This is a genomic window from Paenimyroides marinum (assembly GCF_900108395.1).
Lineage (GTDB): Bacteria > Bacteroidota > Bacteroidia > Flavobacteriales > Flavobacteriaceae > Flavobacterium > Flavobacterium marinum.
In genome coordinates, this window is record NZ_FNXE01000029.1 from 1 (window position 1) to 13,109 (window position 13,109).

Consider the following 13,109-nt stretch of genomic DNA (forward strand, 5'->3'; position numbering starts at 1 on the left):
ATTTTCCTTTGAAATATTTTCTTGGTGATAATGAAAACGCCATCAAAATACAGATTTACTGTGTATTAATCGTAAATCTTCTGCTGGCAGTCATCAAAAAAAGATTGAAACGAAAGTGGGCATTTTCAAATTTGGTAAGTTTTTGCAAAATTCATTTATTCAATTACATCAACCTGATGAAATTTTTGGAAAACCCAGAGAAAGATTGGGTTATTGACAAAGATGACGGTGAGCAATTGTCTTTTAATTGGTAGCTTGTTTTTGAAATTCGGCGAAAATGAAAAACTAAACATCTAACAATCAGTCAAATGTAAGGAGGGGAATCTGAGAATTAGTTTTTATCGGACGCTAATGAAATATTTTTATCTTTAAAAACTTAATTAAGTTTTATGGATATAGTCAAAAAATTATTGTTAAAGTATTCCAAGGTTACAACTGTTAAGTTAAGTGCTAATATAACACCATATTATCATATAGTTGCTGACGAAAATGTACCTCACATTCAACATCTTTATTCTTACAAAAACATCAATCAGTTTGAAGAAGACTTAAAATACTTACACGAACATTATCAGATTATCACTACTGATGAAATAGCTGATGAATTTCACTTAAAACACCAGAAGAAATGTATTTTAAGTTTTGACGATGGTTTAGTTGAAAACTACACAATTATATTACCTCTTCTAGAAAAATACAAAATCAAAGCTGTATTTTTTATAAACCCATCATTTGTTGATAACAAATTTTTTTTAAACAAGCATTTAAAGAGCATTTTAATCGAAGAATTATTAAAAATTCCTCACAACCATATTGTTTGGAATAAAATAAAATTTTCTAAAAGTGAAGATTTAAAAAATCAAGTTTTAAAATATGAATTGTCTAACAATCAAATTTTTGATTTATTTGATGTGATTAAATTCGATTTTAAAGAATACCTTCAAGAGCGTCCCATATACATGAACAAAAATCAAATTCAGGAATTAATTGATAAAGGACATTTTATAGGTGGTCATACAATGACGCATCCTTATTTAAACAACTTAAACGAAGATGAGCAATTTGCCGAAATAACAGATTCTTTACTTTGGATCAAACAGCACTTTAAAGTCGATTATAACTTATTTTCGTTTCCATATTCTGACAGTTATGCTTCAAAAAATCTAATTAAAAGATTAGAAAATTGGGATAAGAACATGATTATATTTGGGAATTCCAGCTACAAAAAAGATGTTTCGAAAAATATTGTTCAACGTTTTTCAGCAGAAAAACCAATCGTTCCTTTAAAAAATATCATTTCAACAGAGCTTATTTATATGTATTATATTAAATTAGTGGGGAAATTTAAAGTGAAAAGAAAGTGATTGAAATAAAAACTGTTTTAAAAAAAGATATTCCACATTTTTTAAATGATAAGCAAATTTGGGATATGGATTTTTTAGTAAGTTCAAAACATCGTCTTATAGCACATTATCACAATCCCAATTTAAATAACGAAGATATTGTTTTACAGTTAGGTTATTTAAATAATAAACTTTTAGGTTATATTGGTGTATATACAGATTATGTCAATCATAAAGATAATCAAGAAAAAATAGGTTGGCTTTCAACATGGTGGGTACATCCAAAAACAAAAGGTAGTGGTTTAGGCAGAGCATTATTAGACAAAATGTATCAAGATTTTAATGGCAAAATTGGTATTTCGCAATTTACACCAAGTGCAAAAAGAGTTTATGACAAGTCAGGGTATTTTAATGATTTTAAATTATCTGAAGGATTCAAATTTGCTATAAAATCTAACCTAAAAAATATTTTACCACTAATAAATCCGCATTTTAAAAAATACAATTTTAACAGTATTGATTATATTTTAAACATTTGGTTCAACACTTATAATTTCTTTTCTAAAAAAAATATTCAGAAAAATATTCCAAAAGATATTTTAATAGATTATTTAACTGAAATTGACAACGAAACATCTATTTTTATTAAAGAACATCAAAAAAACGATATTTTTAAAAAAAATACTGACTTTTTTAATTGGTTAAAAAAATATTTATGGGTACTTCCCGCCCCTTTACAAAAGGTTACAATAAAAGAAAATTATGAATTTTCTATGTTCAGTGAAAAAATATTTGATTATTCTTTTTTAAAAATCTGTCAAAACAAAAAAATCATTGGTTTTGTAGTTATCCAACAAAGAGATTACAACGGAAAAGTATTATTTTCATACTTTGAAAAACAAAATCAAAAAGTAATTTCAGATATTATTTTGCTTCATTTTTTAAATACTGAAGTAAGAGATTTTATTTGTTATGATAAACTGATATGCAATTATTTAAAAACAAAAAAATTCTTTTTTATCTATAAAAACAAAAAAGTAAAACATTCTATAATTTCAAAATCTTTTGACTTAACTGATATAAAGGACTTAAGATTTCAATATGGTGATGGCGATTGTGCCTTTGCATAACTAATTTTCTTATTCCTTCACTTCCAAATACGCCTTAAAAATCCGTAACTCTTCCCAGGTAGTGATTTCCGGAGCTTCGGCTTTTAGTTCGGTTAAGGTTTTGTCGTGGTGGTTTTCAAACAATTTCTCCAATTCCATTATTTTCTTTGTTGAAAGCACTTCGGTTACGTCAATTTTTTGCTGACCAATTAATTTTCCAATATGTTGTGTAATTGTTTGCACGGATAGCTTACGTTCTTCGGCTATTTCTTTTATGGTTCGTTTTCGTTGCCACAATTCAAATGTTTTGTCTATGGTAGAAATTTTAGGTATTTTTGAAATCTCTTTTATATCATCGGTTTCTACCGTATCTATATCTAAAATCTGGGTACGTAGAATTTCTTTAATCGCCGTTAAATGATTTAAACGGTAAGTTACTATTTCTTGTGTTTCTAAATCGTGCTTATTAAAATCTTTACCAGCTTTAAAAATACGTATCATTTTATGCGTTTTAATCAATTTTAAAACCATTTTGATATGTTGGTGTTCAAAAACCGATAATTGTTCTGTAAACAACACAAAACCTTTCTTTTTCTTTGACTGCTCTAATACAAACAAGGTATCGTAAGCCAGTTCGTCTAATTTGGGATAAAAATAATTGTAAGCCTTTTCTAAACGCAGCATTAAATGTTCCACACGGAAATCTTCAGCTGTAAATAAAGCATAGATTTCGTGTAAAAACTTTGTTGCCACCGATTTTAGGTTTTCTAATAAACGTTCTTGTTTTACTGCCCACGGTGCATAAATTTTCCGGGTAGATTTTTTTTCATCAACCCAGGTACTGTTCCAATCTGAAAATTGTTTGTGAGCCGTAGTCCAATCAAACGTTTCTTTGATCTGAATCCACAAATATTCCAGTTTTGCCTGCAACAATCCGTCTTCGTTGTTTAAATGCTTGTTTCGTTCAGAAAACGATAAAATATGCTGATCGGTACCAATTTGTCTAATGGCTACGGGTTTTGATAAAATCAATCCGCTCAATGTCCGTAAACGCGACAAAGCTACATACGCCTGACCGCTCATAAAAACGTCATTGATATCTAAAATGGCTTTATCAAACGTTAAACCCTGCGATTTATGTACCGTAATTGCCCAGGCAAGTTTTAAAGGATATTGTACAAAGGTTCCTAAAACTTCTTCTTCAATTTCTTTTGTTTGTTCGTTTAAAACGTATCGTACATTTTGCCATTCGTATTTTTCAACGGTAATTTTAACGTTATCTTCCGGAATTAAGACTTCGATTTCATGGGCAGATACATAAAAGACAAATCCTATTTTTCCGTTATAATATCGCTTTTCATGACTTAAATCGTTTTTCACAAACATTACCTGTGCTCCTTTTTTTAAAACCAATTCAGATTCTAACGGATAGATTTTTTCAGGAAAATCGCCGATAATCTCCGGTAAAAAAACAAATTCTTCTCCTTTTAAATCCTGTAATTCCTGATCATTTATTTCATCGGCTTTGCGGTTGTGCGTGGTCAACGTAATATATCCTTTGTTCTTTTTGGTATCAAAAACCGTATTGACCTGCTTATTTAAAATAGCGTAATCATCGGCAGTAATTGTATTGGTTCTAAAGTTGTTTAAAAGCGATACAAAACGGGCATCGTCCTGACGGTAAATTTTCTTTAATTCGATATAAATTACCTGCGTTTGCTGCATTACCCAAGCATTGAAAAAATAAATACCCTGATAAAACTGCTGCAGTGTTTGCCATTCATTTGATTTTACAACCGGTGGCAACTGCCACAAATCACCAATAAACAACACCTGTACTCCGCCAAAAGGTTCTCTGGATTTGCGTACAAACTGCAACATTTCGTTCATTGCATCAAGAATATCGGCCCGCAACATAGAAACTTCATCAATAACCAATAATTCCAGATTTTTGATCAGTGTTTGCTTGGTTTGATTCATTTTAAAATGACGGGTAATTGTCTTTTTGGTTTCAAAATACAACGCATCGGGTTTATTCCGGAAATCTTCTGTGGGAACATAACCCGAAAAAGGCAGTTGAAAAAACGAGTGAATGGTTACACCACCTGCATTTAAAGCAGCAATACCTGTGGGTGCCACAACTACTGTGTTTTTATGGGTAGTAGAAAGTATATTCTTTAACAACGTGGTTTTACCCGTTCCTGCTTTACCGGTTAAAAAAACGTTTTTGTTGGTGTGCTGTATGTATTGTAAAACTAATTGGGCTTCGGCTGTCATGTTTTAAATATATGAAAAAGATAGTGTTGATTTTTAATTGTACAAATGAATTTACCTGTTAAACTAAAAATAATTTCTACAAAAAAACCTACAAGATTATAAAATCTTGCAGGTTGTGTTATATAACCCACTTTTAAAAAAGTTTTATTTTTTTTCTTCTTTCTTTTTAGATTCTTCTTTTGTTTCAATTTTTTTACCGGTTTTTTCTTCGTATTTTTTGTTTAACAAATCTAAAACCTCTTGTGTTAAATCATATGCTTCTTTTGCATACAAAACAGAAGCCGCATCACCAGTACCAAAAACGTAATCGTACCCTTTTTCTTTACCATAATCTTTGATAAAATCTTTCATTCTTGAAACCATAGAATCACGCTCAACAGCACTTTCTTCTTGGAATTTCTGCATGTAATTTTGTTCTTTTTGAGCCAAAGTTTGCTGACGACGTTCTAATTCGACCTGGCGGTTTTGTGCCCATTCCATTCCTTTAGACTGTGCATTTTTTTGTAAATCTAATACATCGTTCTGAAATTTTTTAGCATCACTTTCCAACTCATTTTTCATACGATCAGACATTGATTTGAACTTCGATTCAAAATCTTTGAATTCCTGATATTCTTTCATCAGTTTTTCGGTATCGATATAAGCTGTTTTGAAACCATCTGCTTTTTGAGTTGTTTTCTCAGCATTTGTATTGGTAGCTGTTTCTTTGTTACAAGCAACAAAACTTAATGCTACTACAGCCAAGATCATTATTTTTTTCATAGTAGTTAATTATTTAATACAATTAATTTCAGACAAAAATATCTAAAAATATGTAATAGTTAATAGTATAAAGAATTTATATTGATATTATATAATTTATAAAATTTGTTTATTAAAAACGGATTTAATATTTACGATTTAAGCCACTTTTAAAAAATTTGAATATAAAGTTATATTTTAAACATATATCTTTAAAAAGAAGCTGTTTAAAATTATTTTTTAAGAATATAGATGTGCGAAGAATACTCTTTTGACCACATTCCTATAAAATTTGACCACAACCCAATTAAAAAACCTTTGAACAGCTTTTTAGTTCCGCTTTTATATTCTTCTGAAAGTAATGACACATAAAAACTATCGAAATACATAGGTTTAATATGTATTAATTTCAATTGATGCTTTTCAGAAACTTTAAAAAAGGTTTTTTTACTGAAATGCCAAAGATGCCGAGGTACGTCCCACGCTGCCCAATAGTTTTTGTAATGATGAGCATCGTACGAATTAAAATTAGGTACGGCAATAATTAAAATACCATTTGGTTTTAATATTTTTTTTAATTGGTTTATGTAATCATTATAATCAGGAACATGTTCTAAAACGTGCCAAAGGGTAATTACATCAAACTGTATATTGTTTATTTCTGATAAATCACTTTTTACAGTTAAAGATTTTTTTTCAGCCAATGCCCTGGCATTTTTATTTGGCTCTACCCCTACTACATTAAAACCATTTTTTTTTCCGGCTTTTAAAAAGTCTCCTGTTCCACAACCAACATCTAAAATAGTTATATTTTTATTTTGAATATTTTTTTTAATTAAACACCATTTACTTTTTATAGTAAACGTTTTTACCATTTGATACATTTTATCAAACCAAGATTTCTTGCTATCGGTATGTGAAATATAATTTTCGCTTTCGTAATATCTATCTAACGATTCAAATTTATTGAATTGGGTTTGATATAAATCTAAATCGGCATGATAAATTAATTGAAATTCTTCTTGCGAAATGTTGTAATCTTTAACTTGTTTCATTTCTTTTTTTGATAGAAATAGTCTTACTCAAAATTATTTTTAAAGGTGTTGTTTCACGTGGAACATTTTTTTATTCTCAATACAATCCATTTCATATTGTAACTCAGACTAACATTATCTCAGAATAAAAAAATATCACCAAATCACATTTAAAAACTATCTTCCCATGTGAATTAATAAAATAGAAATATCAGATGGTGCCACTCCGCTGATTCTTGAAGCTTGTGAAATAGTTACCGGACGTATCTTTTTCAATTTTTCTTTTGCTTCAAATGACATTGATTTTATTTTATCATAATCAAAATTTTCGGGAATCTTTACATCTTCTAAACGCGTTAATTTATCCGCATTACTTTTTTCTTTTTCTATATAACCTGAATACTTCACCTGAATAAATGCCTGGTCAACTATTTCTTTATCTAAATTGTTTTCTTTGATATACTCATCAACATCTTTAAACTTTAATATAGCGTCAAAATCTAATTGGGGTCGAGAAAAAACCTTAAACATTTTATCTGGTTGCTTCATTAAATCGCTTCCGTTTTCTTTTAAAATAGGATTTGCTTCAGCAGGTTTTACAGAAGTTTCTCTAAAGAATTGAACAAAATTATCAGAAGCATCTTTCTTATATTCCATTCTTTTTAATCGTTCTTCTTTAGCTAAACCAATTTCAAAAGCCTTAGAAGTTAATCTAAAATCAGCATTATCTTGTCGTAACAAGGTGCGGTATTCTGCACGAGATGTAAACATCCGGTAAGGCTCTTCTGTACCTTTTGTAATTAAATCATCTATTAAAACTCCAATATATGCTTCATTTCTTTTCAATATAAACGGATCTTTATCCTGAACTTTTAAAGCAGCATTTATACCAGCCATTAAACCTTGTGCGGCAGCTTCTTCATACCCTGTTGTGCCATTTATCTGACCGGCAAAAAACAATCCATCGACCAGTTTGGTTTCTAAGGTATGTTTTAATTGTGTTGGCGGAAAATAATCGTATTCTATCGCATAACCGGCTCTAAAAAACTTTACATTTTCAAAACCCGCAACCGATCGCAATGCTTTAAATTGTACTTCTTCTGGTAACGAAGTAGAAAAACCATTTACATATACTTCAACCGTATTCCATCCTTCTGGTTCAACAAAAATTTGATGGCGTTCTTTATCTGCAAAACGATTGATTTTATCTTCGATTGACGGACAATATCTTGGTCCGATGCTTTTAATTCTACCGTTAAACATTGGCGAACGATCAAAACCTTCACGTAGTAAATCATGTACTTCAGGCGATGTATATGTCATATAACACGAACGCTGCTTTTCTAAAGGTTTAGTACTATGTAAATATGAAAACTTTTGAGGATTTTTATCTCCGGGTTGTTCTTCCATTTTAGAATAATCTAAAGAGCGACCATCAACACGCGGTGGAGTCCCGGTTTTCATTCTACCCGATTCAAAGCCAGCTTTTACCAAATCTTCGGTAATTCCAAATGAAGCACTCTCACCTGCTCTACCACCGCCAAATTGTTTTTCTCCAATATGGATCAAACCATTTAAAAAAGTTCCGTTTGTAAGCACCACCGTTTTAGCTTTTATCTCAATTCCAAGATTTGTTTTAACACCAACAATTTTATTATCTTCAATTAAAACACTTGAAACCATCTCTTGATAAAAATCTAAATTTGGAGTACCTTCTAACATCAAACGCCAGGTTTCAGCAAAACGCATACGGTCACTTTGACAACGCGGCGACCACATAGCAGGTCCCTTCGAAACGTTCAGCATTTTAAACTGAATAGCTGAATTATCAGAAACAATTCCCGAATACCCACCTAACGCATCAATCTCACGGACTATTTGTCCTTTTGCAATTCCACCCATAGCTGGATTACAACTCATTTGGGCAATATTCTGAAGACTCATTGTTATCAACAACGTTTTCATACCCATATTTGCAGCGGCAGCGGCAGCTTCAGATCCAGCATGACCACCACCAACAACTACAACATCATATTTATCTTGAAATAAACTCATTGTTCCACGTGAAACATTTAATTATACAATAAGAAAAAAAATTATTGTTCCACGTGGAACATATTCATCTTTTCTTGTTCTTTTAGACGCATTACTTTTTCGTCTTGTTCTGCTTTATCTTTGTATCCGCAATAATGTAAAATACCATGACTCATTACCCGTAAAAGTTCCACGTGGAACAATACCTCGTATTCTTTTGCATTCTCTTTCACTCGCTCTATCGAAATAAAAATATCACCCGAAATTAAATCTCCTATGCAATAATCAAAGCTGATAATATCAGTTAAAGTATCGTGATTTAAATACTGCATATTTATATTATGCAGATATTCGTCGTCACAAAAAATATAATTAATTTCGCCGGGTTCTTTACCTTCCGATTCAATTATAGCATCAATCCATTCTTCATATCTGGATTCATTTTCTAATTCAAAATCGGTTTCGTAATTAAAAATTACCATATAAATACATTAAAAAATACCTACAAAGGTACAACGAATCTAAAAAAGTAGTTTAAATATTGTATTAAAATATATAAATGATTGATTATCAATACTTTAATTAAAATTAATATTTTAAACGAATATCAGTCTAAAAAATAGTTTTTGTTGTTAACAGCCTATTATTATAAATAAAAATAATTTTTAAAAAATTTAAAAAAGATTTCTTCTTTATTATGTCTGTTAATATGTAGTATAATTTTTTGTAGAATAAATAGTAAATATCAGTTATTAAAAGTTGTTAACATTATCTTAATACGGTAAGGGTTTAAATATCACAGGTTTTTATTTTCTATGTTGAAATTTTATTTGAATTGTGAACTAAAATTATTGATAAGTTTTGTTTGATTTTACTGTTGATAACTCTGTTTACATTGTCAATGAAACGTTCATTTTTTTCAATAAGATTTTCACCTTTTTGTATTTTTATTTTCTCTTACACTTTTTACGGTAATATTAAATTAATATTTATTTAAAGTTATCCACAGTTATTAACACAGGTTATCAATAGTTTAATTTTAGTTATAAACAACTATATTTGCTTTTGTGATAAAATCAATAAAAATGAGAAAAACGTTTCTAATTGCTTTAGTTTTAGCAAGTTCACTAACTAATGCACAAAAATTAAAAAATGAAAAAGGCAGTTTTGCTGTTTTAAAAAATGAGTCATCGGTAAATGTTAGTTTCAATTATGATCATTTAAAGCTGTTAAAAGAAAATTATACTGAAGAGGAATACATTAGCCGACGTAAAAGTGAGTTAAATGAAAAAGAGAAAGGAAACGGCGATGTTTGGGTTTCTAAATGGAAGGGTGCAAAAGACGGAATTTGGGAACCAAAATTTATTGAATTGTTATTAAAAACAGTAAAAAATATTACGTTTAAAGAAAACAATTCAGATGCTACATATACTTTAATAGTTGACGCCGTATGGATTTATCCGGGTTGGGATGTTTACATGATGAAACAGCCTGCAAAAGTTACCACGAAAATTAAACTGGTTGAAACTGCCAATCCTTCAAATGTTTTATATGAAGTAGATGCTATTGATGCTCCGGGCGATCAGTTTGGAAGCAACTTTAGCAATGAATTACGTGTAGGCGAAGGTTTTGCTAAAACAGCTAAAACATTGGGTAAAAAGATAAATAAAGATATTAAATAACAAGAATGGATTCCCATCAGGAATCCATTTTATTTTCTTTAATCATATACGCCATATTTTTAATGATGTTGTGATGTTTTGTAACAAACGGATTGTCTTTATCCCAAACATATCCGGCTAAAACGGCACAAATTTTACGTTTTACATCAGGATTTTCCGGTCGGTGGAAAAATAATTCCTGCAAATTTCCGGTGTACCATTCTTTCACATACGTTGTAAAAACATCGATACCGTATTGCATATACTCGGCATATTCTTTTTGCCAATCTATAGTTTCACCATTTATTTGACGCAAAGCCAATTTAGCAGCCAATATACCCGATTCTGTTGCAAAACAAACCCCTGAAGAAAACACGGGATCTAAAAATTCGGTACTGTTTCCGGTCAGTGCATATCCATCGCCATAAAATTGTGTAACAGCTACAGAATAATTAGTCAATCGGATGGGATCAAACTCAAAAGGAAGATCGCCAAAGCGTTCTTTGTAATAAACAGATTTACCAATTGCTTTTTTTAGTGCTTCTGCATTGTTGTTGGTTTCAGATAAGCTGTTGATGTAAGCGGTAGGTCCAACAATTCCCACACTTGTATTTCCATTAGAAAAAGGAATAACCCACAACCACACTTCTGTTTCTAAAATATCAAACGAAATTTGTGTATCGCCATTAGTTTTTTGCGTTCGGTTTATGTCTTTTATATGAGAAAATATTGCCGAATGCGGATCTAAAGACGATGCGGCTTCTAATTTTAAGGCTCTTGGTAAAACGCGTCCGTAACCACTGCAATCAATCACAAATTTAGCATGAATTTCCGATAGATTTCCTTCTTTGTTTTTAATGGTAGTTATAGAATCGGTTCCGTTAAATTCCACGTTAATCACTTCGGTTTCAAAAGCAATATCAACGCCTTTACGTTGTAATTCATCGGTCATTGCCTTGTCAAAATCGGCACGGGGAATTTGCCAGGTCCAGTCCCAACCTTCACCAAATTTATTGCTGAAATCAAAAATACAATCTTCTTTACCTCTGATAAACCGGGCGTTGGGCTTTTTTTCAAATCCGTAAGAATTTAAAGCTTCAAACAATCCGGCTTCGTTAAAATGATCCATTACGCGGGGTATAAGGCTCTCTCCTACTACAATTCTTGGAAATTTTTGTTTTTCAACAACCTTGATTTTTGCACCCTGTTTATGTAAATATCCTGCGGCAACACTACCACTTGGTCCTGCACCAATAATTAGAATATCAACATTTTCTGTATTCATAGTATATAAAATAGTTTAAAATTATATTTTTGCTAATGCAAAATGGTTTTTCAAATGTACAAGAATTCAACCATTTAAAACATTTTAACGAAACAATTTTTAATGAAAGTTATTCATGATTATTTAACAATTGCCGATTTTTCTTCAATTATTTTCAATAACGAAAAAATTGAATTAGATGATTTATTGGTTGATCGGGTAAATAAAAGCTTTAATTTTTTACAGTCGTTTTCTAAAAACAAAGTAATTTATGGCGTAAATACCGGTTTTGGTCCCATGGCACAATACCGTATTCAACCACAAGATCAGTTGCAATTGCAGTATAACCTTATTCGCAGTCATGCATCGGGTACAGGTCATGCCTTATCTCCTGTTCATGTGAAAGCCGCTATTTTAGCTCGTTTAAACACATTGGCATTAGGAAAATCGGGTATAAATAATTCGGTAATTAACTTAATGAAAGAATTAATCAACCGTGATATAACACCGTTAATTTTTGCACATGGTGGTGTGGGTGCAAGCGGAGATTTGGTTCAATTGGCACATTTGGCATTGATTTTAATTGGCGAAGGCGAAGTTTTTTATAAAGGCAAACGCAAAGCAACCAAAGAAGTTTTCGAAATGGAAGGATTGCAACCAATCGATGTTAAAATTCGCGAAGGATTGGCATTGATGAACGGAACTTCAGTAATGACCGGTATTGGAATTGTAAATGTGCTGCTGGCAGATAAATTGGTAGAATGGTCGTTACAGTCTTCGTGTATGATTAACGAAATTGTTCAAGCTTACGATGATCATTTATCAACCGAATTAAACAATGCAAAATTGCATAACGGACAGCAAATCATCGCTAAAAAAATGCGTGATCATTTACAAAACAGCCAACTGATCCGCAACCGTCAGGAGCATTTGTACAGTGGTGAAAATACCGAAGAAGTTTTTAAAGAAAAAGTACAGGAATATTATTCTATTCGCTGTGTGCCACAAATTTTAGGACCCATTTACGATACCGTATTAAATGTTCGTGAAGTTTTAGAAAAAGAAATCAATTCGGCAAACGACAATCCAATTATTGATACAGAAACACAACAGGTATATCACGGCGGAAATTTCCATGGCGATTATGTTTCGTTAGAAATGGATAAATTAAAGTTAGTAGTAACAAAAGTTTCTATGTTGGCAGAACGCCAGTTAAACTATTTGCTCAATGCTAAAATCAATGAAATTTTACCGCCTTTTGTCAATTTAGGTAAATTAGGATTTAATTTCGGTATGCAGGGCGTACAGTTTACGGCAACGTCAACTACCGCAGAAAATCAGGCATTATCTACATCAATGTACATTCACAGCATACCCAACAACAACGATAATCAGGATATTGTAAGTATGGGAACCAATGCTGCGGTTATTTGTGGTAATGTTATTGAAAACACTTTTCAGGTTTTGGCAATTGAATTAATCACATTGGTTCAGGCAATTGATGCCCTGCAAATTCAAGATAAATTAAGTTCGGCTTCACAAAAAAGCTATCAGAAAATAAGAGAAATTGTTCCTGTTTTTTCTCAAGATCAGGTGATGTATCCTTTTGTAGAACAGGTAAAAGAATTTTTAAAGAAATAGTCAGA

The 13,109-nt window shown here is 31.1% G+C and carries 10 protein-coding genes and 1 pseudogene; 5 read left to right on the forward strand and 6 right to left on the reverse strand.

The features are described 5' to 3' along the window. The 3 genes and pseudogenes from BLW20_RS14765 to BLW20_RS10020 form a co-directional block, all read left to right on the forward strand. Positions 1 to 254, forward strand: a pseudogene (locus tag BLW20_RS14765) (IS4 family transposase); the annotation flags it as partial. 135 nt (positions 255 to 389) lie between these two features. After that, entirely contained in the window at positions 390 to 1,364 is a 975-nt protein-coding gene (locus BLW20_RS10015) for a polysaccharide deacetylase family protein (RefSeq protein ID WP_091099973.1), read from the forward strand. Further along, positions 1,361 to 2,473: a GNAT family N-acetyltransferase gene (locus BLW20_RS10020; RefSeq protein ID WP_091099978.1), complete on the forward strand. Its 1,113-nt coding sequence runs from the start codon at positions 1,361 to 1,363 to the stop codon at positions 2,471 to 2,473. Before BLW20_RS10015 ends, BLW20_RS10020 begins: the two co-directional genes overlap by 4 nt. Positions 2,474 to 2,482: 9 nt before the next feature. Here the strand turns inward: BLW20_RS10020 and BLW20_RS10025 are convergent, their stop codons facing one another. The 5 genes from BLW20_RS10025 to ybeY all read right to left on the reverse strand — a co-directional run bounded on the left by BLW20_RS10025 (position 2,483) and on the right by ybeY (position 9,020). Beyond that, entirely contained in the window at positions 2,483 to 4,729 is a 2,247-nt protein-coding gene (locus BLW20_RS10025) for a helix-turn-helix domain-containing protein (RefSeq protein ID WP_245725309.1), read from the reverse strand. Between the two features lie 144 nt (positions 4,730 to 4,873). Continuing rightward, positions 4,874 to 5,491 carry an OmpH/Skp family outer membrane protein gene (locus BLW20_RS10030; RefSeq protein WP_245725310.1) on the reverse strand — a complete coding sequence of 206 codons (618 nt, stop codon included), beginning with the start codon at positions 5,489 to 5,491 and terminating at the stop codon, positions 4,874 to 4,876. A 212-nt stretch (positions 5,492 to 5,703) separates the two neighbouring features. Next, positions 5,704 to 6,525: a class I SAM-dependent methyltransferase gene (locus BLW20_RS10035; protein WP_091099981.1), complete on the reverse strand. Its 822-nt coding sequence runs from the start codon at positions 6,523 to 6,525 to the stop codon at positions 5,704 to 5,706. 156 nt (positions 6,526 to 6,681) lie between these two features. Beyond that, complete coding sequence (gene mnmG, locus BLW20_RS10040; protein WP_091099985.1) at positions 6,682 to 8,559, reverse strand: tRNA uridine-5-carboxymethylaminomethyl(34) synthesis enzyme MnmG; 1,878 nt, start codon at positions 8,557 to 8,559, stop codon at positions 6,682 to 6,684. Between the two features lie 41 nt (positions 8,560 to 8,600). Then, positions 8,601 to 9,020, reverse strand: coding sequence for an rRNA maturation RNase YbeY (gene ybeY, locus BLW20_RS10045; RefSeq protein ID WP_091099989.1), 420 nt, complete (start codon positions 9,018 to 9,020; stop codon positions 8,601 to 8,603). A gap of 603 nt (positions 9,021 to 9,623) precedes the next feature. Between ybeY and BLW20_RS10050 the strand changes: the two genes are divergently transcribed. Then, the gene (locus tag BLW20_RS10050) at positions 9,624 to 10,220 is read left to right on the forward strand and encodes a hypothetical protein (protein WP_091099992.1); all 597 of its coding nucleotides are present in this window, start codon (positions 9,624 to 9,626) and stop codon (positions 10,218 to 10,220) included. A 16-nt stretch (positions 10,221 to 10,236) separates the two neighbouring features. Here the strand turns inward: BLW20_RS10050 and BLW20_RS10055 are convergent, their stop codons facing one another. After that, positions 10,237 to 11,484 carry an NAD(P)/FAD-dependent oxidoreductase gene (locus BLW20_RS10055; protein WP_091099996.1) on the reverse strand — a complete coding sequence of 416 codons (1,248 nt, stop codon included), beginning with the start codon at positions 11,482 to 11,484 and terminating at the stop codon, positions 10,237 to 10,239. Between the two features lie 102 nt (positions 11,485 to 11,586). On the opposite strand from BLW20_RS10055, the gene BLW20_RS10060 reads away from it, so the two are divergent. After that, positions 11,587 to 13,104, forward strand: coding sequence for a flexirubin biosynthesis tyrosine ammonia-lyase FlxA (locus tag BLW20_RS10060; RefSeq protein WP_091099999.1), 1,518 nt, complete (start codon positions 11,587 to 11,589; stop codon positions 13,102 to 13,104). The last annotated feature ends 5 nt before the right edge of the window (positions 13,105 to 13,109 follow it).

Coding starts and splice junctions, on each gene's coding strand:
- BLW20_RS10015 (WP_091099973.1), top strand. CDS start 390: ATGGATATAGTCAAAAAATTATTGTTAAAGTATTCCAAGGTTACAACT.
- BLW20_RS10025 (WP_245725309.1), bottom strand. CDS start 4,729: ATGACAGCCGAAGCCCAATTAGTTTTACAATACATACAGCACACCAAC.
- BLW20_RS10030 (WP_245725310.1), bottom strand. CDS start 5,491: ATGAAAAAAATAATGATCTTGGCTGTAGTAGCATTAAGTTTTGTTGCT.
- BLW20_RS10035 (WP_091099981.1), bottom strand. CDS start 6,525: ATGAAACAAGTTAAAGATTACAACATTTCGCAAGAAGAATTTCAATTA.
- mnmG (WP_091099985.1), bottom strand. CDS start 8,559: ATGAGTTTATTTCAAGATAAATATGATGTTGTAGTTGTTGGTGGTGGT.
- ybeY (WP_091099989.1), bottom strand. CDS start 9,020: ATGGTAATTTTTAATTACGAAACCGATTTTGAATTAGAAAATGAATCC.
- BLW20_RS10050 (WP_091099992.1), top strand. CDS start 9,624: ATGAGAAAAACGTTTCTAATTGCTTTAGTTTTAGCAAGTTCACTAACT.
- BLW20_RS10055 (WP_091099996.1), bottom strand. CDS start 11,484: ATGAATACAGAAAATGTTGATATTCTAATTATTGGTGCAGGACCAAGT.
- BLW20_RS10060 (WP_091099999.1), top strand. CDS start 11,587: ATGAAAGTTATTCATGATTATTTAACAATTGCCGATTTTTCTTCAATT.